This window comes from Brucella ciceri, assembly GCF_041930145.1.
Taxonomy (GTDB): domain Bacteria; phylum Pseudomonadota; class Alphaproteobacteria; order Rhizobiales; family Rhizobiaceae; genus Brucella; species Brucella intermedia.
Genome location: NZ_JBHEEV010000006.1, coordinates 233,518 through 257,219, shown reverse-complemented (window position 1 = coordinate 257,219; position 23,702 = coordinate 233,518). Strand labels below are relative to the sequence as shown.

Below are 23,702 nucleotides of genomic sequence, written 5' to 3'. Positions count from 1 at the left end.
GGTACATTGACAGTGCATCCGGACGCTATTAAGCCTCGAAACAGGCGGATAAACCTTCAATCTGAGGTTATTGGAGAAAAGGTGTTTGCCGATAAGCAACGCACCAAAACAGGGGAGATTTTCATGCGTTCCAAATTTCAGGCTATGCTTCTGGGCTTGCTGGCCGCAACGGCCCTCGCCACCTCGGCACAGGCCAAAGACGTCACCGTCACCGTGACCGCCATCGTGGAGCATCCCGCCCTCGACGCCGCCCGCGACGGCGTGAAGGACGCGCTGGCAGAAGCCGGCTTCAAGGAAGGCGAAAATCTCAAATTCGTCTATCAGTCCGCACAGGGCAACCCGGCGACCGCAGCGCAGATCGCCCGTCAGTTCGTCGGCGAAGCTCCGGACGTGATCGTCCCGATCTCCACGCCGTCGGCGCAGGCCGTCGTTTCGGCCACCCGCGACATTCCTGTCGTCTTCACCGCCGTTTCCGATCCGGTCGGCGCGCAGCTCGTCAAGGACATGGCGAAGCCCGGCGGCAACGTGACCGGCCTGTCCGACATGTCGCCCGTGGCTGAGCACATCAAGCTCATCAAGGAAGTGATGCCGAACATCAAGAAGCTCGGCTATCTCTACAATTCCGGTGAAACCAATTCCGTGTCGCTGCTGGCGGCACTGAAGGAAGCCGCTGCCGCCGAAGGCATCGAAATCGTTGAATCGGCCGCCACCAAGTCGGCGGAAGTCCAGGGCGCGGCCCGTGCCCTCGTCGGCCGTGCCGATGCCATGTATGTGCCGACCGACAACACCATCGTTTCGGCCCTGGAAAGCGCCGTCGGCGTCGCCGAGGAAAGCAAGCTGCCGCTCTTCACCGCCGATACGGATTCGGTCAAGCGCGGCGCGCTGGCAGCGCTCGGCTTCAACTACTACGATGTCGGCAAGCAGACCGGCGCCGTCGTGGTGAAGGTTCTCAAGGGTGAAAAGCCGGGCGACATTCCGGTCGACATCGCCAAGGGCACCGATCTCGTCATCAATCTTGGCGCCGCCAAGAAGATGGGCGTCGAATTCCCGCAGGCCGTGATCGACCGCGCCACCAGCAAGATCGACTAGACACACAGCATGACGGAAAAAGGCGGGGTCGCTCCCCGCCTTTTTCTTTGACAGGATTTGACCAGAGTTTTCGAAATGCCCGCTATTCGCATTCTTCCCGCAGACGACAATACCAATGGCTGGAGCAGGATATTGCCAACCCGCACGCCGAAGGCGGCGCTGGCAGGCGATATCAAGGCCGACTGGATCGTGCTCGGCGCGGGCTATGCGGGCGTGGCGGCCGCGCGACGGCTGGCCGGGAACCGTCCCAATGACCGGATTGCATTGATCGATGCGCAGGAGGTCGGGAAAGGCACATCGGGCCGCGCTGCGGGCTTTGCCATCGACCTGCCGCACAATGTCAGCTCCTCGATGGAGGAACTGGCCAAGTCGCAAAGCTATCGTGCGCTCGCCCGCGCCGCCATCGATCATCTGAAACAGCAGATCGACCGGCATGGCATCGATTGCGACTGGCGGCAGGATGGAAAATTTCACGCAGCGGTTTCCGATCAGGGCATGCGCGAGGTTCTTGAGCCGACCGTCAGGGAACTGGAACGCCTCAAGGAACCCTTCGACTGGCTCGAAGGCGATGCACTGGCCAAAAGGCTTGGCACGAACCATTTCAAGGCGGCGATCTTCACCTATGGCACGTCGCTTCTGAACCCGGCTGCCCTTGTGCGCGGCCTCGCCGACAGCCTGCCCGACAATGTCACGCTTTACGAAAATTCCGCGGTCACCAGGATCGATTACGGCGAGCGCATCCACATCACGACGGCAAAGGGCAGCATTCAGGCGCCTGTCATGATCCTGACGGTCAATGGCTTTGGCGAGCAGTTCGGCTTTTTCAGGCGAAAGCTCCTCAACTTCGCCGCCCATGCCAGCCTGAGCCGCAAGCTTTCCGACGACGAATACAAGGCCATTGGCGAAATCGCGCCATGGGGGCTGACGCCCGCCAATTCCTTTTCCGGCATCACCATGCGCCTCACCTCGGACCGGCGCATACTGGTGCGGCAGAACGTGCATTTCTGCCCGTCGCTCCGCCAGTCGGATGCGCGCCGTGAAACGGTCAGGCGTGAGCACAAGCGCCTCTTCGACGAGCGTTTTCCCATGCTGCCCAATGTCGATATGGAGCATACATGGACGGGCTTCATCTGCCTGTCGCGCAATGGAGCGCCGGGTTTCGGCCAGATTGCGAAGAATGTCTACACATCGCTCTGCCAGAACGGCGTCGGCATCACCAAGGGCACGATTGGCGGCATTCTTGCCGCCGACATGGCCTGCGATATCGACAATCCGCTGATCGACGACATGCTCAAGCTTGGCAGCCCCACCGGGTTGCCGCCACGGCCTTTCCTCGATCTCGGCGTGCGGGCGCGTTTCGCATGGGAGCTGTGGCGAGCGCGCGCCGAAGTGTGACCCAAATCAGCCTGGCCAGATGTTGTATCACTCCCACAGAATAGCGCTTTTTAGCGGTCTTGCAGCGATAATGCTTGCGCGCTGCCGCGTTTTGCGTTGTATCGCCAGAGCGATATAGCAAGAAACCGCAAGCAATGCGGTGAATGGAATTTGCAGTGCGCTGCGCCCGGTCGGATGCGGGTTCGCTGCAGGCATAAACCGGGGAAATGTTTCAGGTGGCAGGAACACCGGAAGCGAACTCAGAACAAACCGGTCGTGACTGAAGCTGGCCGAGCGGAACACCCGGATTTCCGGTTTCCGCAACGCCGATGATCGATGCCGCGCTGAAGCGGAAATCGTTCGTTTGGTCACGGCGAGAAACAAGGAATGACATTGTGAGTCAGATCGCCTTCTGGGGTGCGGTCGAATTGGGCCTCGTCTTTGCATTTGTAGCCATCGGCGTCTATCTGGCGTTCCGTGTCCTCGATTTCCCCGATCTGACGGTTGACGGTTCGTTTCCGCTGGGCGCCGCCGTAACCGGCGTGCTGATCCTTGGAGGCATGAATCCATGGCTCGCCGCGATCATCGCCATGATTGCCGGTGCCGCCGCCGGGCTCGTGACCGCGACGCTGAATGTGCGCTTCAAGATTCTCAATCTTCTTGCCTCCATTCTGACCATGATCGCGCTGTTCTCGGTCAATCTGCGCGTCATGGGCGCACCCAATATTTCCCTCATCAGCCAGGACACCATGCTGACGCCGTTCTTCGGCCACGGCATCCCCGAATATTATGTGCGTCCGCTGTTCCTGTTCGTGCTGGTTGCCATCGCGGTGTTCATCGTCTGGCGCTTTCTGGAAAGCGACATGGGGCTTGCCATGCGCGCAACCGGCGCCAATCCGAAAATGGCGCGCGCGCAGGGTGTGCGCACCGACCGGCAGATCTATCTCGGCATGGCGCTCTCCAACGCTCTGGTGGCGCTCGGCGGCGCGCTCTTCGCGCAGACCAACGGCTTTGCCGATGTGACCTCGGGGGCCGGCACCATCGTGGTTGGTCTTGCGGCGGTCATCATCGGTGAAACGCTGCTGCGCAGCCGGTTCATCCTGGTCATCCTGCTTGGCTGCGTGCTCGGTTCGATCATCTATCGCATCGCCATCCAGTTTGCGCTTTCCAAGGGATCGGCGTTCGGCTTGCAGGCATCCGATCTCAACATCGCGACCGCCCTTCTCGTCACCTTCGCCCTGATATTGCCGCGCCTGCGTCGCGGAGGAGCATCGGCATGATCGAACTTTCCAATCTCGATGTCGTCTTCGGTCGCGGCACCCCGCTTGAAAAACAGGTCCTGAACAAGATCAGCCTGACCATGGACAAGGGCTCCTTCGTCACCGTCATCGGGTCGAACGGTGCCGGCAAATCGACCATGCTCGGCGTTCTTGCGGGCGATGTGATCCCCACCGCCGGCAAGGTCGTCATCGCCGGGCAGGACGTGACCCGCAAATCCACCGCCGACCGCGCCGGGCTGGTGGCCCGTGTGTTCCAGGATCCGCTGGCCGGAAGCTGCGGCACGCTGACGATCGAGGAAAATCTTGCGCTGGCAGCTTCGCGCGGCAAGTCGCGCGGCCTCACCCACGCGCTCAATTCCAAACGCCGCGCCTGGTTCCGCGAGCGGGTGGCAAGCCTCAATCTCGGGCTTGAAAACCGCATGCATGACCGCATGGAGCTTTTGTCCGGCGGCCAGCGTCAGGCCCTGTCGCTCATCATGGCAACGCTTTCCGGCTCGGAGGTTCTGCTGCTCGACGAACACACGGCGGCCCTTGACCCCGGCATGGCCGAATTCGTCATGGAACTAACCCGCACGCTGATTGCCGAAAACAAGCTGACCGCGCTGATGGTCACGCACTCCATGCGTCAGGCGCTCGATTATGGCGACCGGACGATCATGCTGCACGGCGGCAAGATCCTGCTCGATGTCACCGGCGACAAGCGCAAGACGCTGGGCGTCGAGGACCTCATCGACATGTTCCGCAAGGTGCGCGGCCAGACGCTGGACGATGACGCGCTGCTGATCGAATAGGACATGCTCAAAAAAACTCAGGTTTTGCAAACAGCTTTGTTTCCCGGCCGTCGTTCAGTTTGAGCGGCGGCTGTTTTGTTTGAAGGCGAATTGCGCTAGTGAGTTTGCATGGCGCAGAAGAAAGCAAATGAAGTCGATAGTTTTCTGGCAAGACCGACGAGCTCTTTCCCGGTCGTGCTGCTTTATGGCCCGGACAAGGGGCTGGTGAGCGAACGTGCGCGCCGTTTTGCCGAAGCCAGCAAATTGCCGCTGGATGACCCGTTTGCCGTCATTCGCATGGAAGCCGACGAAATCGAGGCCGATCCAGCGAAACTCGCCGACGAAGCCCGCACCATCTCCATGTTCGGCGGACAGCGCCTGATCTGGATCAAGAATGCTGCCGGCCAGAAGAAGCTTGCCGAAGCGATCAAGCTGCTTGCGACCGAGCCGCCGCAGGAAACATTCGTTCTGGTGGAAGCGGGCGATCTGAAGAAGGGTGCGGGTTTGCGCAGCGCCGTCGAAAACGCGCCAGCGGGCATGGCGCTGCCCTGCTATTCCGACGACAGCCGCGGCATCGATGGCGTCATCGATGATGTTCTGGCCGAATGGAAAATGCAGATCACGCTCGACGGCCGCCAGCTTCTGCGCGCAAGCCTTGGCGGTGATCGTCTTGCCACACGCGGCGAACTGGAAAAGCTCTGCCTTTATGCACGCGGCAAGGAACGCATCGATATCGATGACGTGCGCGAAGCGGTGGGCGATGTCGCGGGCCTTTCCACCGACGAGGTGATCGACGCGGTTCTCGCTGGCGACCTGCCACGTTTTGAAATTTCCTTCGATCGCGTCGTGAAATCCGGCACGGCGCCCTTTCTGCTGCTCAACACGGCGATGCGCCAGTTCCAGCAGGTGCAGACATTGCGCCATATTGCCGACACCGAGCGCAAAAGCGCTTCCGTGGTGGTGGCTGCAGCCCGCCCGCCGATCTTCTTCAACCGCAAGAAACTGATCGAGAATGCCGTCAGCCGCTGGACCGGGGACAGCCTTGCCCGCGTCATGGAACGCCTGCAGCGCGCCGTTCTCGAAAGCCGCCAGAATGCGAGCCTTGCCATTCCCATCATTCGCCAGTGCCTGCTGGCAATCAGCGTCGAGTCCCTGCGGAATGGGCGCCGATAACAGAGCATTTCCAGCAAAAGTGCGAGCCGGTTTGCGTTGGATAATGCGCAAAAACAAAGGGATAGAGCACTCCCACTCGCGATACAGGAAATGATCCATCAATAACTTCAAGTATTTTTTCAAATGAACGAAAAAAGCTCGCCGCCAATATGGCAACGAGCTTTCATCATCATCTATTGTTTTGTAAATCAACTCTGGAGACGGCGGCAAATCTCATCGAGCTGCTCAAGAGAACTGTAGCGTATCTTGACCTCTCCACCGCGATCACGATGATTGATTTCAACCTTCATGCCGGTAACATCGGAAAGCAGCTTTTCCAGCGCCTTCGTGTCGGCATCCTTTTCAACCGGGCCCGGCTTGACTGGCCTGGCATTGGCTTCGCCACGGGCTTCCGCCTGCGCCAGCGCCTCGACCTGACGGACCGACAGACCATCCTTGACGATCCGTTCCGCCATCGCGGTCGGGTTTTCCATCGTGATGAGGCTTCGCGCATGACCTGCCGAAAGCGCTCCATCGACAATGAAATCCTGCACGGGCTGCGGCAGCTTCAACAGGCGCAGCGTGTTGGCGACATGGCTGCGGCTTTTGCCGATGACCTGCGCCAGATCGTTCTGCGTATAGTCGTGATTGTCGATAAGCTGTTGATACCCAAGCGCTTCTTCAACCGCATTCAGGTCGGCGCGCTGCACGTTTTCGATAATGGCGATCTCAAGTGCCACGCGGTCATCGACGTCGCGAACGATCACCGGGATCGTATCGACACCGGCCCGCTGCGATGCGCGCCAGCGGCGTTCACCGGCAATCAGCTCGAACCGGTCGGGCTGGCCGGGTGCGGGGCGCACGACGATCGGCTGCACGACACCGTGTTCCTTGATCGACTGCGCCAGATCCTCCAGCTCGCCTTCCGAAAACATGCGACGCGGATTGCGCGGGTTGCGCGTGACGAACTCAATCGGGACGTTCCGTTCAATGGGAACGGGCGCCTTGCGCTCTTCCACAGGGCGGTCGATTTCACCGATCAGCGCCGCTAATCCGCGGCCAAGGCGCTTTTTTGAAGGATCGTCATTCATCGCTCGGCTTATTCCTGATTGTTTCGTCGTCGAATCGATCTGGAGCGGTTGCTTTAGTTAAATCGCCCCAAGGTGTTGTTTGCGCATGATTTTGTCCGAAAACCGTTCCCACTTTTCGGAGCCATGTTCTATGCCGCCTGTAACTGCCGCTCGCGCTGGATCACTTCCGATGCGAGCTGCAAATAAGCCTGGCTACCGGCACATTTCAGATCGTAGAGAATTGCCGGTTTTCCATGCGAAGGCGCTTCCGAAACGCGCACATTGCGTGGAATGACGGTACGATAGACCTTTTCGCCCATAAAGGCGCGAACATCATCCACCACCTGCGCCGCGAGATTGTTGCGGCTGTCGAACATCGTCAGCACAATACCCTGAATCGAAAGCTCGGGATTGATTGTCGAGCGGACCTGATCGACCGTCTGCAAAAGCTGGCTCAAGCCTTCCAGCGCAAAAAATTCGCACTGCAGCGGCACCAGAACGGAATCGGCGGCAGCCATCGCATTCAATGTCAGAAGATTGAGCGAAGGCGGGCAGTCGACCAGCACATAAGAAAAGCGTTCGGCCACGGCAGAATCGAAGCGCAGAGCGTCGCGCAAGCGCCGTGTGCGGTCGGCTGACTGGGCAATCTCCATTTCGATACCAAGCAGATCGAGCGTCGACGGCACGATGTGGAGATTTGGAACATCTGTCGGCATGGCGGCATCGGGCACCGAAGCTTCCTGCGTCAGCACGTCATAGGAAGACAGAGGCCGGTTGCGACGATCGATACCAAGACCGGTGCTGGCATTACCCTGCGGATCGAGATCGACAATCAGTACGGTCTCGCCAATCGCTGCCAATGCCGTGGCCAGATTGATGGCAGTGGTCGTCTTGCCCACGCCGCCTTTCTGGTTTGCAATGGTTATGATCCTGGACATTTTGTTCATCACCGTCGCCTTGCTGCTGTCCGCCCGTTCGAAATTTCCGCTATTCAGGCGCCTTTGCGCCGAAGATTGGTGATTTCGAGTATGACCGAAGCCTGATCGATAGCACTTTGATGTTGTACCAGATCGAAACTCCAACCGACATGGCTTTCATCGATCTCGCGCTGATAATCCCGACCTTTTTGGAAAAGGGCCTTTGCGCCCCTGGTCAGCCATGGCTCTGTCAGGCCGAAAAGATCATCGAGCGAAGCCAATGCCCGCGCGGTAACCACGTCCGGCGTCTCGATTTTCTGCCACATCGTTTCAATACGCGCCGAATGAACCCGTGCCGGGACATTCAAATGTCCCGCAGCGGTGCGCAGGAACGCCGCCTTTTTCCCCGCACTTTCGATGAGATCGATAGCGCCGCCCGGTTGCTCTGCAAGGAAACAGGCCGTCACGATGCCGGGAAAACCGCCACCGGAGCCGATATCCAGCCAGTTCCGGGCGTCTCTCGCCAGCGGAAAAAGCTGTGCGCTGTCCAGAATATGGCGCGTCCAAAGCTCGTTCAAAGTGGAAGGCGAGGCAAGGTTGATCGCCTTGGACCATTTGCGAAACAGCTCTTCAAAGGCGATCAAACGGTCCGCTGTTTCACGTGAAACAGCGGGTATGATTGCTTTCAGGCTTTCAAAGCGGGTATCGGCGCTCATGCAGCGCCCTGCCCTTCAATGAGTTCTGCAGCCGCCTTATTGCGATAACCGAACTTCTTGATCTGCGCGATAAGAAGCGCGAGCGCTGCCGGCGTCATCCCGTCAACCCGCTGTGCCTCGGCAATCGTTTCCGGCTTGCGCTGCTTGAGCTTGTGCTTCAACTCGTTGGAAAGACCGGATATTCCGTCAATGTCCAACCCGGCTGGAATGAGCAGTTGTTCCTCGCGCTCCATCACCGCGATGTCGCTTTTCTGCCGATCCATATAGACGGCATATTGCGCTTCGATTTCCAGAGCTTCGCGCGCTATCGCATCGATGGCGTCCAGTTCGGGCCAGATAGGCTTCAACCGATCCAGATCGATTTCGGGATAGGACAGGAGATCATAGGCCGACCGGCGAACTCCATCCTGATTAAGTTGCAGATCATATTGCTTGGCGAGATTGGGCGTAATCGTCAGCGACTGGGTCAGCGCCCGCGCCCTGCTCAAGGCCGCTTCGCGGGCTTCAAAACGCTCCTTGCGGGCGTGTCCCAATATGCCAAGCCGGTCCGCCAGCGGTGTAAGACGCTGATCGGCATTATCCGCGCGAAGCGACAGGCGGAACTCGGCCCGCGAGGTAAACATGCGATAGGGTTCACTAACCCCGCGCGAGGTCAGGTCGTCAACCATCACGCCAACATAGGCTTCGGTGCGCTGGATAATGACGGGCTCGCCGCCGGAAGCACGACGCGCAGCATTGATGCCAGCGAGCAATCCTTGCGCGCCCGCTTCTTCGTAACCGGTCGTGCCGTTGATCTGTCCGGCCAGAAACAGGCCGGTGACTTTGCGGGTTTCAAGGCTGCGCTTCAGTTCACGCGGATCGATGAAATCATATTCGATCGCATAGCCGGGTTGCAGCATAACTGCTTTTTCAAGCCCCGCTATCGTCTTCAATATGTCGAGCTGCACGTCTTCCGGCAGCGAGGTTGAAATACCGTTTGGATAGACCGTATCGTCGTCCAGCCCTTCCGGCTCCAGGAAGATCTGATGGCCGTCACGGTCGCCAAACTTGACGATCTTGTCTTCCACAGACGGACAATAACGTGGCCCAATACCCTCGATCGAACCGGAATACATGGCAGAGCGATGCAGATTGGCGCGAATGATAGCGTGAGTTTCCGGCGTGGTGCGGGTAATGCCGCAGTCGATCTGCGGCGTGGTGATGTGGTCCGTCATAAGCGAAAACGGCACCGGGTCCTCATCGGCAGACTGCATGTCAAGGCTTTGCCAATCAATGGTGCGGCCATCCAGTCGCGGCGGCGTGCCGGTCTTGAGCCGCCCGAGCGCGAAACCGAAGGAGGTGAGACGTTCGGAAAGCCCAAGCGCGGGCTTTTCACCCATGCGGCCAGCCGGAATCTTCTTCTCGCCGATATGGATCAACCCATTCAGGAACGTGCCTGTCGTCAGGACGACAGCGCCGCATGTCAGGGTTCGCCCATCGGACAGAATGACACCGGTGATGCGCCCATCCTGCTCCAGCAGATCATGGGCGCCGCCCTCGACCACCGACAGATTGTCCTGCGCGGCAATCATCTTTTGCATGGCAAGCCGATAAAGCTTGCGGTCTGCCTGGGTGCGAGGGCCGCGAACGGCTGGGCCCTTCCGGCGATTCAAAAGGCGGAACTGTATGCCGGCTTCGTCAGCGACACGGCCCATCAAACCATCAAGCGCATCGATCTCGCGCACAAGATGGCCCTTCCCCAATCCGCCAATCGCAGGATTGCAGGACATAACGCCAATAGTATCAAAGCGATGCGTCACCAGTGCGGTTCTGGCGCCAGCGCGCGCAGCAGCCGAAGCCGCCTCGCATCCCGCGTGGCCGCCGCCGATTACAATGACATCAAAGACTGTGGCTTCGGTCGAACTCATGAGGTTCATCCTGACGCAACTCGAATCCGTTTCAGAAAGATGTCTCTTTGCCACGAATGGACTTCAAACGGAAGAGCCAATCGGCTGATGGTGCGATCAAATCGCGGCGAAGGCTCGACTCATGAATGACTGTGGGAGTCAATTGCTGCGGCGAGATTCCACAGATGTTTCACGTGAAACAATCTTCAATGCCGGTCATGCACCTGTTTCACGTGAATCATTTGCCGATGCAGAACTGGGAGAAAATGACGTCAAGTATCTCTTCCACATCAACATCGCCGGTGATGCGTCCGAGATAATGTGACGCCAGACGCATATTTTCTGCGCGTAGCTCGAGAGGGAAATTGGTCCCGTTCAACGCCTTGTCGATCTCCGCGACAGTGGATCGCAGAAGGCTGATGTGCCTTTGCCGCGTAGGAACTGCGTCCTCGACCTGCCCAATCTGGGCTTCTGCAAAGTTCTGCAGATCGGTCAGCAAGGCATCGAGCCCCTGGCCCGTTCTCGTCGAGATGCGGTAGGACCACCCGCCATCTGCCTTTTCGCTGAGGTCAGCTTTAGTACCGACCGTCCAGAGAGTGGCGGGCTTCTCACCCGTTCCAATCGCGACGGGGTCGTTCATATCTTCAAGCAGCAAAACCAGATCGGCATCGGCCATTCGGGCGCGAGCGCGTTCAATGCCGATCTTTTCGACCACGCTTTCCGTTTCGCGCAGGCCTGCCGTGTCCGTCACATAAACCGGAATGCCGCCAAGATCGAGCTTGACCTCGAGAAGGTCGCGGGTCGTGCCCGCTTCTTCCGATATGATCGCCACTTCGCGGCCGGCCAGAAAATTCAACAGGCTGGATTTACCCGCATTGGGTGCGCCGACGATAACAACATGCAGCCCATCGCGCAGCATGGAAGCGCGTTTGCCGCTCGCAATATGGCTCTCGATCTCTGTCCTGAGCAGGGCGAGGGATTGCCAGACCTGCTCCGAGACTGATCCCGGCACATCGCTTTCATCAGCGAAATCAAGCTCAGCCTCGATAAAGGCACGGGCACGCAAAAGACGCTGGCGCCATTCCGTATAAAGCTCGCGCTGCGTACCGGAAGCGACCTGCAAGGCAAGCCGTCTTTGTCCCTCGGTTTCGGCCGCAATCAGATCGGCCAGACCTTCGGCAATCGTCAGATCCATCTTGCCATTGGAAAACGCCCTTCGGGTAAACTCTCCGGCTTCCGCTATCCGGCATCCGGCGATTTCTCCAAGCTCCGCCAAGAGCCTTTCGACGACGGCCTTGCCGCCATGCGCATGAAATTCGGCGCAGTCCTCACCGGTAAAGCTGTTCGGACCAGGGAAAAAGAGCACCAGGCCGTGATCAATCGGATCACCATTACGGGCACGGAACAGCTTATAGGCCGCGTGACGCGGCGCGGGTAAGACGCCAATTATCGTTTCGAGTACGAATCGAACTCGTGGACCGGAGATACGCACGACAGCGACGCCAGACGGCAGACGCCCGCTCGACAAAGCAAAAATCGTATCTTGAGGGAAAGCGATCTCGCTCATTCCGTTTCCTGACCTATAATCATAAGGACAATGCAGCCAACGCGTGCTGAAGGAATGGCATATTCATTCGCACAGTGAAAGAAAAGCCTTATGACAGAGTTCGACCGCAACGCCCTCGCTGGCAGCAACCGCCTTGCCGATGAACCGAGCGCCTATCTGCGCCAGCATGCCGATAATCCCGTTCACTGGCAGCCCTGGGGCAGGCAAGCGTTGGATGCTGCGAAGGAGCTGGACCGGCCCATTCTGCTTTCGGTCGGCTATGCCGCCTGCCACTGGTGCCATGTCATGGCGCATGAGTCTTTTGAAGACCCGGATGTAGCCGCGGTGATGAACGCCCTCTTCGTCAATGTGAAGGTGGACCGCGAGGAACGGCCCGACATCGACCAGATCTATATGGCGGCACTGGGAGCAATGGGGCAGCAGGGCGGATGGCCGCTCACCATGTTTCTGCGCCCCGATGGCAAACCCTTCTGGGGCGGTACTTACTTCCCCCGGCACAAGCGCTACAACATGCCGGGTTTTGTCGATGTTCTGCACGCGGTCAATAATCTCTGGAACAAGGATAAAGAGAAAATTAACCATAATGCGCAAGCAGTGTTCGACCATCTGGAAGGCAGGCTTGCGGCCCAGATCGCCCCGGTTACCAACGAGGTGGAGCGGTTTGACGAGATCGCTACACGCATAGGCAGCCTGATCGATCCGGTGCGCGGCGGGATTGAGGGAGCGCCAAAGTTCCCGAATGCGCCTTTCATGGACAATTTGTGGCTGTCCTGGCTCTATGGCCGCAATGAAACGCATCGCGACAATTTTCTTCTTTCGCTGAAAGTGATGCTGCAGGGCGGGATATATGATCATCTGGGTGGCGGGCTCTGCCGCTATTCCACGGACGCCGAATGGCTGGTGCCGCATTTTGAAAAAATGCTCTACGACAATGCGCAATTCATTCGCCATGCGACTTACGCTTTTGCCGAGACCGGAAATGATTTGTTTCGTTTGCGAATCGAAGAGACGGTTGACTGGCTGGTCCGGGAAATGCGCCTGTCCGATGGAAGTTTTGCCTCCAGTCTCGATGCCGATAGCGAGGGCGAAGAAGGACGGTTTTACGTCTGGAGCGAACAGGAAATCGATGAGGCGCTCCGCGAGGACAGCAAAGCCTTCAAGGACTATTACGGTGTCACGCAGGGCGGAAACTGGGAAGGCCACAACCTCCTGAACCGCCTTCATGCGGTCGATGACGGCGCTATCCTGCCCCCGATGATAGAAGCGTCGCGCCAGAAACTGCTTGCGCGTCGCGAATTGCGGACACGCCCCGGACGGGACGAGAAAGCGCTGACCGACTGGAACGGGCTTGCCATCCGTGCGCTGGCCGAAGCAGGCCGCAGCTTCGGCAGGCAGGACTGGATCAATCTGGCGGTCGATGCCTATCGCGCCACAATGAGCAGTTTCCGCGATGGCCGCATCGCCCATTGCCGCATGGAAAATTCGCTTCTCTACCCTGCCCTTTCAACCGATTATGCGGCGATGATCAACGCGGCCATCGCCCTTCATGAAGCAACGAGCGAGCGGTCCTATATTGATGACGCGTTGAAGTTCAAGCAGGCGCTCGATGAGGCTCACAAGGATGGCACCGGGAATTATCGCCTCTCGGCGCTGGACGCTGATGACGTCATCCTGCACGCCTATGGCGACTATGATGAAGCGATACCCAGTGCCACGAGCCAGATCATCGAAGCGCTGACCCGACTGTTTCTGGCGACGGGCAATATCGAGCTTTATCAAAGCAATGAGGCGCTGATCGAACAGGCGCTCGGGCGAGCCTTCGCCCAGCAATATGGGCAGATCGGCATATTGAATGCCGCGCGTTTTGCTGCCGAACCGCTCTCCCTGGTCGTAGCGAGTGAAGACGATGCCGGAGAACTTGTTTCGATGGCGAATCGAAATCCCGATCCCCGCCGTGTCGACAAGTTCGTGCGTTTCGAGCCCGGCAAGCCTATAGAATTGCCCACCGGCGGAACGGCTGAGACGGAACGTCCGTCAGCCTGGTTCTGCAAGGGGCATGTGTGCCTGCCGCCCGTTGAAAACGCCGACGCGTTGCGGCTATTGCTCGGCAAAACATCGTGAAACAAAAACGCCGCGACGGTTTCCCGCGCGGCGTTTCTGAAACGCTACAATCGAGCAAGGTTTAGGTATTCATCGAATCGAAGAATTCACCATTGCTCTTGGTCTGCTTCAGCTTGTCGATAAGGAATTCGATTGCGTCGGTCGTGCCCATCGGCGCGAGGATACGGCGCAGAACGAAAATCTTCTGCAGATCGGCGCGCGGTACGAGCAGGTCTTCCTTGCGGGTGCCGGACTTGAGAATGTCCATGGCCGGGAAGATACGCTTGTCGGCCACCTTGCGGTCGAGCACGATTTCCGAGTTGCCGGTGCCCTTGAATTCTTCAAAGATCACTTCGTCCATACGGCTGCCCGTATCGATCAGCGCGGTTGCGATGATGGTCAGCGAACCGCCTTCTTCGATATTACGCGCGGCACCGAAGAAACGCTTCGGGCGCTGCAATGCGTTGGCATCCACACCGCCGGTGAGAACCTTGCCGGAAGACGGCACAACGGTGTTGTAGGCGCGGCCAAGGCGAGTAATCGAATCGAGCAGGATCACGACGTCGCGGCCGTGCTCGACAAGGCGCTTGGCCTTTTCGATGACCATTTCAGCCACTTGAACGTGACGCGCTGCCGGTTCATCGAAGGTCGAGGAAATCACTTCGCCCTTCACCGAGCGCTGCATGTCGGTCACTTCTTCCGGACGTTCGTCGATCAGGAGAACGATCAGATAGCATTCCGGATGATTGGCGGTGATCGAATGGGCGATGTTCTGGAGAAGGACGGTCTTACCGGTGCGGGGCGGAGCGACGATGAGACCGCGCTGGCCCTTGCCGAGCGGCGCCACCAGATCGATGACGCGGGGTGACAGGTCCTTGGAGGTTGGAACTTCCAGCTCCATCTTGAAGCGCTCATTGGGATAGAGCGGCGTCAGATTGTCGAAGTGAACCTTGTGCCGGATTTTTTCCGGATCTTCGAAATTGATCGAGTTGACCTTGAGCAGCGCGAAATAACGTTCGCCTTCCTTGGGACCGCGGATCGGCCCTTCGACCGTGTCGCCGGTCTTGAGGGAAAAACGACGCAGCTGCGAGGGAGAAATATAGATATCGTCAGGACCCGGCAGGTAGTTGGCGTCGGCAGAGCGCAGAAAGCCAAATCCATCCTGCAGCACCTCGACGACACCCTCGCCGATGATTTCGACGTCCTGGGCCGCCAGCTTCTTGAGGATCGCGAACATCAGTTCCTGCTTGCGCATGGCGCTCGCGTTTTCGACCTCAAGCGTTTCGGCAAAAGCCAGCAGCTCCACCGGTGTCTTGTTCTTCAGTTCTTGTAGTTTCATTTCCTGCATGGATGAGGAACTCTTTTAAAATGTAGGGAGAAAATGCAGTTGTTCGGAAAGGTGGCCACATGAAGTTGTGACCGGCATCGAAGGCCTGCTGTCTTGAAGGGAAGAGGCTTACTACATACTGATTTGCAGCATGGAGAGCAAGTCTCATGTAGGGATAGCGCGAAATTTCTGCAACAGAAAAATGGCAGAAACCGGGTCGTGTGGTGCATTTGAAGTCATCTTGCCCACAAATGGACAGGTCATCAATCACTTCAAATCCGCAAACCACACGAATTCAGGGTGTTGCCGGTGCGGTTTTTGAAACCGGAATTTCCATTTTCACGGGCATCTTCGAGAAAATTCCGGTTTCGCCACACACTGGGTCTCTTTTTGAAGTCGTTTCCAGATCAGAACGGCTTCACGATCACCAGTATGACGATCAGGATCATCAAAACTGTCGGCACTTCATTGATGATTCGCCAGTGCTTTGCCGAGCGCGTGTTGCGGTCTTCCGCAAAAAGCCGCGTGGATTTCGACAGATAGCCATGCAGGCCGGACATCAGCACGACGAGCAGCAACTTCGCATGCAGCCAGCCGCCCTGAAAACCATAGATTTCCCACGCCATCCACAGGCCGGCGATCCAGGTGACGATCATGGCCGGGTTGATGATGAAGCGCAAAAGCCGCTTTTCCATCACCTTGAAGGTTTCCGATGTTTCGGAACCGGGTTTCGCGGCGGTGTGATAGACAAAAAGGCGCGGCAGATAGAGCATGCCCGCCATCCATGCGATGACCGCGATCACGTGCAGCGATTTGACCCAGAGATAGGCGTCGGCTGGATTCACGTGAAACAATGCCCAGACGCCCAGCGCCACCACGACGAGCGCGACGACGGTGCGAATGGCTACCGCAGAACCGCGATTTTCCGGAGCTGTCTGGCTCATGATTTTCCTCCGCGAATACGGTCGATCATGCGTTGCACGTTTTCAACAGGCGCCTGCGGCGTGATCCCGTGCCCGAGATTGAAGATCAGCGGTCCCTGGCCGAGACGCTCCAGAATGGCGTCCACGCCCTCATCGAGAGCATTGCCGCCGGCCACCACGCGCAACGGATCGAGATTGCCCTGTATCGCGCCCTCGTTCTGTAGGGAAGCGGCAAAGGACAGGGGAACGGACCAGTCGAGACCGAGGGCGTCCACGCCGGTCTTCTCGCGATAGCCTGCATAAAGCATCCCTGCCCCTTTCGGGAAGCCGATGATGCGGGCTTCGGGATAGACTGCCCTCACCTTCTGGACGATCCGGGCAACGGGCTGGATGCAGAAACGTTCAAAACAGTCCTCGTCCAGAACACCAGACCAGGAATCGAAAATCTGCACCGCATCGGCACCGGCTTCGAGCTGTTCGATGAGATATTCGGCGGAAACATCGGCAAGATCGTTCAGAAGCTTTTCAAAGGCTTCCGGGAAGCGATAGGCGAAAAGACGGGCGGGCGCCTGGTCCGGGGTTCCATGACCGGCGATCATATAGGTCGCAACGGTCCAGGGAGCGCCACAGAAGCCGAGCAGCGTGGTTTCGTCGGGCAACTGCTCGCGCAGCAGCCGAACCGTCTCATAGACCGGCTCCAGCCGTTTGGCGACGCCTTCGGTCTCAAGCCAGAAAATCTCGTCGGCATCGATCGGTGTCATCAAGGGTCCCCTGCCTTCTTCAAAGCGAAGGTCGCGTCCAAGGGCATGGGGGATGACGAGAATGTCGGAAAACAGGATGGCTGCATCAAAGCCAAACCGGCGGATCGGCTGAAGCGTCACTTCGACAGCCAGATCGGGCGAATAGCAGAGGTCGAGAAAGCTCCCGGCCTTTTTCCGCGTCTCGCGATATTCGGGAAGATAGCGTCCAGCCTGGCGCATCATCCAGATGGGCGGTGGGAAGATCGCTTCACCGTCGATCACTCTCAAGACTTTGCGCTTCATGTCTTTTCCATTCCACCCTGTGTGTTGCCTCAACCGTCCTTGGTCTGAAACTTATCCAATGCGGTTCTCATAAAGAAAGGATGATTCAGGAATCTTTTGATTCTTAGAGTCTGTTGGAATCGGGGATTAAGGTCTGTCCTGTTTTTCCCCACAGTTTCCATGCGGTCATGTCATCCTGTGCAATCATTCACCGATAGTCTGACCAAAAACAATGAAAACTCAATTCCCTCTTTTAATATAAGAGGTTACCAATTGACGCAGTTCATGCGCATTTGTGGAAAAGCTGGGAATAAAGGCGGGCTTTCGCGGATTCGTGAGTCTTGTCCACATTTGTTGATGACCGCTCGCCACATGTTCGCCCGCTGTGGATGACTTGCCAAGTTTCCCACGGCCTGCCATGGCTTGTGGAAGACGTTCGGCCTTTACGCACAGCCGTCAACAGGAGGGCAACAAAACTGTGACCAGACCGCTTTCCTACTTTCATCTTCATCTGATTTCTGATGCGACCGGAGAGACTCTCCTGGCGGCGGGCCGTGCGGCAGCGGCGCAATATGCCAATGCGCGCGCCATCGAGCACATCTACCCGCTGATCCGCACCGAAAAGCAGCTGCGCAAGGTTCTCGAAGGCATCGATGCGGAGCCGGGCATCGTTCTCTACACGATCGTGGACCAGAAACTGGCGGCGATCATCGACGAATCCTGCGCCGAAATGGGCGTGCCGAGCGTTTCCGTGCTGGAGCCGGTGCTCAATACGTTCCAATCCTATCTCGGCGCGCCGGCGCATCGCCGTGCGAGCGCGCAGCATGTCCTCAATGCCGATTATTTCCGGCGGATCGACGCGCTCAACTTCACGATGGAACATGATGACGGGCAATTGCCCTTCGATATAGAGGAAGCCGACGTCATTCTGGTCGGCATTTCGCGCACGTCCAAGACGCCGACGAGCATCTATCTGGCCAATCGCGGCATCAAGGCCACCAATGTTCCGATCGTGCTAGGCATTCCCCTGCCCGAGGTGCTTTTCACGACGAAACGACCATTGATCGTCGGGCTGGTTGCGACGGCCGAACGGATTTCGCAAATCCGCCAGAACCGGCCGCTCGGCAATGTGCCGTCGCTGGATACCGGACTTTATACGGACCGCGTTTCCATCTCGGAAGAACTGGCCTATGCGCGTAATATATGCAATCGGCACGGCTGGCCGATCATCGATGTGTCGCGCCGGTCGATAGAGGAAACCGCGGCGGCTATCCTCGCTTTGCTGCGCGAAAAGACGAACAGAAGGGATCTCGATCATGTCTGACCTCATCCTCGCCTCCAAAAGCCCTTTCCGTTCGGCCTTGCTGAAAAATGCCGGCATAGAGTTTTCGACGGCAAGCGCGGAGATCGACGAGCGCGCGGTGGAAGCCCCGCTTTACGAAACGGGCGCCACGCCGGAGGAAGTCGCGCAGGTTCTGGCCGAGGCGAAGGCGCTCGATGTGAGCGAGAAGAACCCCGGCGCGGTGGTGATCGGCTGCGACCAGACATTGTCGCTGGGCGACGAGATTTTCCACAAGCCCGCCGACATGGAAGCAGCCCGCCGCCAGCTCCTGAAATTCTCCGGCATGACCCATCAGCTGAACAGCGCCGTCGTGCTGGTGAAGGATGGCGAGACCCTGTGGCGTCACGTTTCGATTGCCCGCATGACGATGCGCGACCTCGATCCGGGCTTTGTCGGGCGCTATCTCGGTCGCGTCGGCGACGCCGCGCTTTCCAGCGTCGGCGCCTATCAGGTCGAAGGACCCGGCATCCAGCTTTTCGACAGGATCGATGGCGATTATTTCACGATCGTCGGTCTGCCGCTCCTGCCGCTGCTGGCTGAACTGCGGAAGGAAAAACTGATCGATGGCTGATCAAGTCACGAAGAAGGCTTTTGTCACAGGCTTTCCCATAAAACATTCGCGCTCGCCGCTGATCCACGGTTTCTGGCTCGCCGAACTGGGGATCGACGGTTCTTATGAGGCGGTAGAGGTGAAGCCAGAGGACTTTGCCGCCTTCGCTTCCTCGCTTGCCGCAAACGGTTTTGCCGGTGGCAATGTCACCATTCCGCACAAGGAAGCAGCCTTTGCCGCCGTGGAAAGTCTGGATGATGCCGCCAGGGCCATCGGCGCGGTCAACACGCTCTGGCTCGAAAACGGCAGGCTTCATGGCGGCAATACGGATGCTTACGGATTTGCCGCCAATCTCGATGCATCGGCTCCCGGCTGGAACAAGGCCGACAGCGCCCTTGTTCTGGGTGCGGGCGGCGCAAGCCGGGCAATCGTCCATGCGCTTTTGACGCGCGGCTTCACGAAAGTCGCCATCATCAATCGCACGGTGAGCCGGGCGCAGGATCTCGCTGCCCATTTTGGACCGCGCGTCTCGGCGCATGGCTGGGACGCGGCGCAGAATCTGGTTTCGGACGCGGGGCTGATCGTCAACACGACATCGCTTGGCATGAGCGGCCATGACGAGGGCGAGACCTTTCCGCTCGATCTCGGCAAGGCGTCACCAAAGGCGGTCGCCACCGATATTGTTTATGTGCCGCTCCAGACCCCCTTCCTGAAGAAAGCCGAAGAGGCCGGACTGACCACCGTGGACGGGCTTGGCATGCTGCTGCATCAGGCCGTTCCGGGCTTCGAGCGCTGGTTCGGCAAAAGGCCGCAAGTGACGAAAGCCCTGCGTGAGCATATTCTGGCGGATATGGAAAAGGCTGGCGCTCTGGTATCTGAATCAAAAAGCGTCAGGCCGTCGTGAAATGGCGATCTTGGAACAGACAGCATGATCATCCTCGGACTAACTGGCTCCATAGGGATGGGTAAAACAACGGCGGCGAACATGTTCGCCGAAGCCGGTGTGCCGATCTATAGCGCCGACGACGCGGTGCATCGCCTTTATTCCGGCCGCGCCGCGCCGCTGATCGAGGCTGCGTTTCCGGGCAGTGTCGAAAACGGTTCGGTCAATCGGGAAAAGCTTTCCGCTGCCGTCATCGGAAAACCGGAGGCCCTTAAAAGACTGGAAGCTATTGTTCATCCGCTGGTGCGGGAGGAAGAGGAAGCCTTTCGCCGCAATGCGCAGGAAACGGGCGCGCCATTGGCGCTGATCGACATTCCGCTGCTTTTCGAAACCGGCGGCGACAAGCGTGTGGACAAGATCGTGGTCGTCTCCGCCCCCGCCGAGGTGCAGCGCACGCGCGTGCTGGCACGACCGGGCATGAGCGAGGAAAAGCTCGATGCCATTCTCGCCCGCCAGACGCCGGATGCCGAAAAGCGCGCAAGGGCAGATTTCATCATCGATACGAGCGGCAGTTTCGACAATCTGCGCCGCCAGATTAACGAGATCATTGCCGAATTGAGTGGAAAGCCGGCAGTCACTGCGCAATGACCGGCAGCGCCATGCTATAGCTATACGAGATTCTTCCCGAGAGGTTCTTCAATGCGTGAAATCGTTTTCGATACGGAAACCACCGGTCTGGAAAGACTGGAGGACCGCGTGATCGAAATCGGCGGCGTGGAACTGATCAACAAGTTTCCCACAGGCCGCACTTTCCATAAATACATCAACCCGCAGGGGCGTCAGGTTCATGCCGAGGCGCTTGCGGTGCACGGCATCAGCAACGAACAATTGCTGGACAAGCCGACATTCGCGGAAATTCTGGACGAGTTTCTCGAATTTTTCGACGGTGCGAAGCTCGTCGCGCATAATGCCATGTTCGACCTTGGCTTCATCAATGCCGAACTGGCGCGGCTCGGACAGGCGGAAATCCAGGTGGAACGCGTTGTCGACACTCTGGCGCTAGCCCGCCGCAAGCACCCGATGGGGCCGAACTCGCTCGACGCTTTGTGCAAACGCTACGGCATCGAGAACGGCCACCGCACCCTGCACGGTGCCTTGCTCGATTCCGAGATATTGGCGGAAGTCTATATCGAGCTGATCGGCGGCAAGCAGACGGCGCTTGGCCTCAGCATCGGGGGGACCGCAAGCGGCAGCAATGCAGGCGACAGCGGCGCGGCCATCATCCTTGCGGCGCGCCCAAGGCCGCTTGCCCCGCGCATTTCCGATGAGGAACGCGCGGCCCACGCAGCACTTGTGGCCAGGCTCGGCGACAAGGCCATCTGGAAGAAATATCTGTCCTAGAGCATTTCCCGCAAAAGTGTGAAACGTCTACGGGGGGAAATCAGTTCACTGGACTGATTTCTTATCCCGCTTCGATGCGTTGGATAATGCGATAAAACAAATAGTTAGAGCATTTCCAGCAAAAGTGTGAAACGGTTTTGCGTTGGATAACGCGACAAAACAAATATTCAGAGCGGTTCCACGATTCCTTTTTCACTGGAACCACTCATCCCCCAAACGAAAAAGCCCGGTCGAAACCGGGCTTTTTGCTTGATGAAGCCTGCGATCAGCTCTTCACGGCGGACTTGGCCTGTTCTTCGGCCATACGGCTCTGGAACATCTGCGCGAAATCGATCGGGTCGATCATCAGTGGCGGGTAGCCGCCATTGCGCGTTGCGTCGGCGATGATCTGGCGCGCGAACGGGAACAGGAGGCGCGGGCATTCGATGAACAGAAGCGGCAGCATGTGCTCCTGCGGGATGCCCTGAATGCGGAACACGCCGCCATAGACGAGTTCGGTGTTGAAGAGGACGTCCTTGCCGTCGACGGCCTTGGCTTCCAGCGTCAGCACGACGTCGAAATCCGTTTCGGAAAGCGGATTGGCGTTGACGTTCACGTTGATGTTGATGGACGGCGCCTTTTCGCGCGGGCGCAGCGACAGCGGCGCGCCCGGGCTTTCAAAGGACAGGTCCTTCACATATTGCGCCAGAATGTTGAGGGACGGCTCGGCCGTCGCGCCATTGCCGTTCTTTACTTCGCCCGCGGCCTTATCGCTCATTATCGGTATGCCTTCTATCGGTGATTAAAATTTGGGCCCCTCGGGCACAAGCTGCGCTTGCGCTGCCCCGAAAGGTCGGAATGTTTGGCTAGCATGTGCGCGGGCATGAGGCAAGAAAGGCTTTTTAGGTTAGTATTTGCGTATTCAATGATCCTTGCGGTCGTCTTTCCCGGGCAAGTTTTCGTTCGGCCTGGTGGTGTAATCCTCGGGATCGAGATCGATGATATGGTCCTGGCGCGGATTCTGGCCGGGGCGCTGCTGCCCGTAACCGGTCGAATAATGCGTGGACGTGGCGACGACCATGCGGCCGCGCATGAATTTTTCCCACATGAAATCCCGAATGAAGGGAACGAACAGCAGGATGCCGACGGCGCTGCTGACAAAGCCCGGCACGATCAGCAGGATCGCCGCCAGAACCAGCATGGCGCCATGCACCACTTCACGGTCCGGGACGCGCCCGGCTGCCGTTTCGGTGCGAATGCGCTGCAAAAGCCCGATGCCCTGCACGCGCAGCAGAAAGAAACCCAGCATTGCGCTCAGAATGACAAGGCCCAGAGTCGCGAAAACGCCGATCTTGCTGCCGACGATGACGAAACCGGCAATTTCGATGAAAGGCATCGCCAGCAGGATGAAAGGGGCGAAAGAGGGGGACACGGAGGTACGACCTTTGTTGTTTGGTTCCGGGTTTCAGTCTAGCCTGAATTGTAACTTTTTGAGGTTCGGAACGAAATTGAAACTGTCTGTCATGCAATATCAAATAGGTACGCGTGATCGGGATTTGAATGATGACGTAAGCCGATCTATATGTATGGAATACAGACAGGGATAGGAAAGGCGCAACGCCGGTTCCTTCAATCAGCGGCAGGCGGCATGGAATTTTTTGATTTTGGCACGATATTCTTCTTCATCGCAGCGGTGATCATCTTTCTCCAGCTGAGGAATGTTCTTGGCCGTCGTACCGGAAACGAAAAACCGCCCTTCGATCCGTATACGTCCGCGCGCAGTGCCGATGCTGCACCGGCAGGCAGCGAGACCGACAATGTCGTCTCCCTCCCGCGTAGGACGGGCGAAAAGGATTTCACCGCCATCGACAAGGCCGCTCCGGCCGGCACGCCCGTCAATGACGGCCTGCGCGCGATTTATGCCGCCGATCCCTCGTTCGATCCGGCCAGCTTCGTGGATGGCGTGAAGATCGCCTATGAAATGATCGTGATGTCGTTTGCCGATGGCGATCGCAAGGTTCTGAAGAATCTGCTTTCCAAGGATGTCTATGAAGGGTTCGTTTCGGCCATCGATGAACGCGAGGCCCGCGGCGAGAGCGTGCGTTCATCCTTCGTCGGCATCGACAAGGCGGAAATCACCGGCGCCGAGATGAAGGGATCGGAAGCGCATGTGACGGTCAACATCGTCAGCCAGATGATTTCCTCTACTTATGACAAGGACGGCAAGCTGATCGACGGCGATCCGGAAAACGTCCTCGAAATCAAGGACCTCTGGACCTTTGCCCGCGATACGCGGTCGCGCGATCCGAACTGGAAGCTTGTCGCGACCGAAGCGGAAGATTAAGAAAAAGCTT

Annotated in this window: 23 protein-coding genes; 12 read left to right on the top strand and 11 right to left on the bottom strand. The window is 58.2% G+C overall.

All coding sequences use genetic code 11. From position 1 onward, the window contains the following. The first annotated feature begins 123 nt into the window (after positions 1-123). The 5 genes from JNC63_RS14245 (at position 124) to holA (ending at position 5,686) form a co-directional block, all read left to right on the top strand. Complete coding sequence (locus JNC63_RS14245; RefSeq protein WP_006470995.1) at positions 124-1,089, top strand: ABC transporter substrate-binding protein; 966 nt, start codon at positions 124-126, stop codon at positions 1,087-1,089. A 75-nt stretch (positions 1,090-1,164) separates the two neighbouring features. Then, positions 1,165-2,484: an NAD(P)/FAD-dependent oxidoreductase gene (locus tag JNC63_RS14240; protein WP_063619795.1), complete on the top strand. Its 1,320-nt coding sequence runs from the start codon at positions 1,165-1,167 to the stop codon at positions 2,482-2,484. Between the two features lie 374 nt (positions 2,485-2,858). Next, positions 2,859-3,743: an ABC transporter permease gene (locus JNC63_RS14235; protein ID WP_006468035.1), complete on the top strand. Its 885-nt coding sequence runs from the start codon at positions 2,859-2,861 to the stop codon at positions 3,741-3,743. Continuing rightward, entirely contained in the window at positions 3,740-4,534 is a 795-nt protein-coding gene (locus JNC63_RS14230; RefSeq protein WP_021587534.1) for an ABC transporter ATP-binding protein, read from the top strand. Before JNC63_RS14235 ends, JNC63_RS14230 begins: the two co-directional genes overlap by 4 nt. A 108-nt stretch (positions 4,535-4,642) precedes the next feature. Then, a complete protein-coding gene (holA, locus tag JNC63_RS14225) occupies positions 4,643-5,686 on the top strand; it encodes a DNA polymerase III subunit delta (protein WP_063619797.1) in 1,044 nt (347 codons plus the stop codon). Positions 5,687-5,874: 188 nt separating this feature from the next. Here the strand turns inward: holA and JNC63_RS14220 are convergent, their stop codons facing one another. The 5 genes from JNC63_RS14220 to mnmE all read right to left on the bottom strand — a co-directional run bounded on the left by JNC63_RS14220 (position 5,875) and on the right by mnmE (position 11,821). Continuing rightward, positions 5,875-6,756: a ParB/RepB/Spo0J family partition protein gene (locus JNC63_RS14220; protein WP_063619798.1), complete on the bottom strand. Its 882-nt coding sequence runs from the start codon at positions 6,754-6,756 to the stop codon at positions 5,875-5,877. Between the two features lie 128 nt (positions 6,757-6,884). Beyond that, positions 6,885-7,682: a ParA family protein gene (locus JNC63_RS14215; RefSeq protein WP_006470999.1), complete on the bottom strand. Its 798-nt coding sequence runs from the start codon at positions 7,680-7,682 to the stop codon at positions 6,885-6,887. A gap of 44 nt (positions 7,683-7,726) precedes the next feature. Further along, the gene (gene rsmG / locus JNC63_RS14210; protein ID WP_063619799.1) at positions 7,727-8,368 is read right to left on the bottom strand and encodes a 16S rRNA (guanine(527)-N(7))-methyltransferase RsmG; all 642 of its coding nucleotides are present in this window, start codon (positions 8,366-8,368) and stop codon (positions 7,727-7,729) included. Then, positions 8,365-10,275, bottom strand: a complete 1,911-nt coding sequence (mnmG, locus tag JNC63_RS14205) for a tRNA uridine-5-carboxymethylaminomethyl(34) synthesis enzyme MnmG (RefSeq protein ID WP_063620052.1) — start codon at positions 10,273-10,275, stop codon at positions 8,365-8,367. Before mnmG ends, rsmG begins: the two co-directional genes overlap by 4 nt. Positions 10,276-10,492: 217 nt before the next feature. Next, entirely contained in the window at positions 10,493-11,821 is a 1,329-nt protein-coding gene (gene mnmE / locus JNC63_RS14200) for a tRNA uridine-5-carboxymethylaminomethyl(34) synthesis GTPase MnmE (RefSeq protein ID WP_063619800.1), read from the bottom strand. Positions 11,822-11,911: 90 nt separating this feature from the next. Between mnmE and JNC63_RS14195 the strand changes: the two genes are divergently transcribed. Continuing rightward, positions 11,912-13,942, top strand: coding sequence for a thioredoxin domain-containing protein (locus JNC63_RS14195; RefSeq protein WP_063619801.1), 2,031 nt, complete (start codon positions 11,912-11,914; stop codon positions 13,940-13,942). A gap of 61 nt (positions 13,943-14,003) precedes the next feature. Here the strand turns inward: JNC63_RS14195 and rho are convergent, their stop codons facing one another. The 4 genes from rho to hemE form a co-directional block, all read right to left on the bottom strand. Beyond that, positions 14,004-15,269 carry a transcription termination factor Rho gene (rho, locus tag JNC63_RS14190; RefSeq protein WP_006468044.1) on the bottom strand — a complete coding sequence of 422 codons (1,266 nt, stop codon included), beginning with the start codon at positions 15,267-15,269 and terminating at the stop codon, positions 14,004-14,006. Beyond that, positions 15,196-15,519 carry a hypothetical protein gene (locus tag JNC63_RS14185; RefSeq protein WP_162750347.1) on the bottom strand — a complete coding sequence of 108 codons (324 nt, stop codon included), beginning with the start codon at positions 15,517-15,519 and terminating at the stop codon, positions 15,196-15,198. The genes rho and JNC63_RS14185 overlap by 74 nt, the downstream gene beginning before the upstream one ends. A gap of 136 nt (positions 15,520-15,655) precedes the next feature. Beyond that, positions 15,656-16,192, bottom strand: a complete 537-nt coding sequence (gene hemJ, locus JNC63_RS14180) for a protoporphyrinogen oxidase HemJ (RefSeq protein WP_021587542.1) — start codon at positions 16,190-16,192, stop codon at positions 15,656-15,658. After that, the gene (hemE, locus tag JNC63_RS14175; protein WP_063619802.1) at positions 16,189-17,214 is read right to left on the bottom strand and encodes a uroporphyrinogen decarboxylase; all 1,026 of its coding nucleotides are present in this window, start codon (positions 17,212-17,214) and stop codon (positions 16,189-16,191) included. The genes hemJ and hemE overlap by 4 nt, the downstream gene beginning before the upstream one ends. A gap of 457 nt (positions 17,215-17,671) precedes the next feature. On the opposite strand from hemE, the gene JNC63_RS14170 reads away from it, so the two are divergent. Genes JNC63_RS14170 through dnaQ form a run of 5 tightly spaced genes read left to right on the top strand, consistent with a single transcriptional unit; the run spans position 17,672 to position 21,369 of the window. Then, complete coding sequence (locus JNC63_RS14170) at positions 17,672-18,517, top strand: pyruvate, water dikinase regulatory protein (protein ID WP_006471003.1); 846 nt, start codon at positions 17,672-17,674, stop codon at positions 18,515-18,517. Continuing rightward, complete coding sequence (locus JNC63_RS14165) at positions 18,510-19,106, top strand: Maf-like protein (protein ID WP_006468048.1); 597 nt, start codon at positions 18,510-18,512, stop codon at positions 19,104-19,106. Before JNC63_RS14170 ends, JNC63_RS14165 begins: the two co-directional genes overlap by 8 nt. Beyond that, positions 19,099-19,989, top strand: coding sequence for a shikimate dehydrogenase (locus JNC63_RS14160; protein WP_063619803.1), 891 nt, complete (start codon positions 19,099-19,101; stop codon positions 19,987-19,989). The genes JNC63_RS14165 and JNC63_RS14160 overlap by 8 nt, the downstream gene beginning before the upstream one ends. A 24-nt stretch (positions 19,990-20,013) precedes the next feature. Next, positions 20,014-20,616, top strand: coding sequence for a dephospho-CoA kinase (gene coaE / locus JNC63_RS14155; protein ID WP_063619804.1), 603 nt, complete (start codon positions 20,014-20,016; stop codon positions 20,614-20,616). Between the two features lie 51 nt (positions 20,617-20,667). After that, entirely contained in the window at positions 20,668-21,369 is a 702-nt protein-coding gene (gene dnaQ, locus JNC63_RS14150; RefSeq protein ID WP_021587547.1) for a DNA polymerase III subunit epsilon, read from the top strand. A 265-nt stretch (positions 21,370-21,634) separates the two neighbouring features. Here dnaQ and secB read toward each other — a convergent pair whose 3' ends face one another. Both secB and JNC63_RS14140 read right to left on the bottom strand, forming a co-directional pair. Then, a complete protein-coding gene (secB, locus tag JNC63_RS14145; RefSeq protein WP_006468052.1) occupies positions 21,635-22,126 on the bottom strand; it encodes a protein-export chaperone SecB in 492 nt (163 codons plus the stop codon). Positions 22,127-22,270: 144 nt separating this feature from the next. After that, entirely contained in the window at positions 22,271-22,780 is a 510-nt protein-coding gene (locus JNC63_RS14140; RefSeq protein WP_063619805.1) for an FxsA family protein, read from the bottom strand. Positions 22,781-22,996: 216 nt separating this feature from the next. Between JNC63_RS14140 and JNC63_RS14135 the strand changes: the two genes are divergently transcribed. Next, the gene (locus JNC63_RS14135) at positions 22,997-23,692 is read left to right on the top strand and encodes a Tim44/TimA family putative adaptor protein (RefSeq protein ID WP_006472846.1); all 696 of its coding nucleotides are present in this window, start codon (positions 22,997-22,999) and stop codon (positions 23,690-23,692) included. Positions 23,693-23,702: the final 10 nt, after the last annotated feature.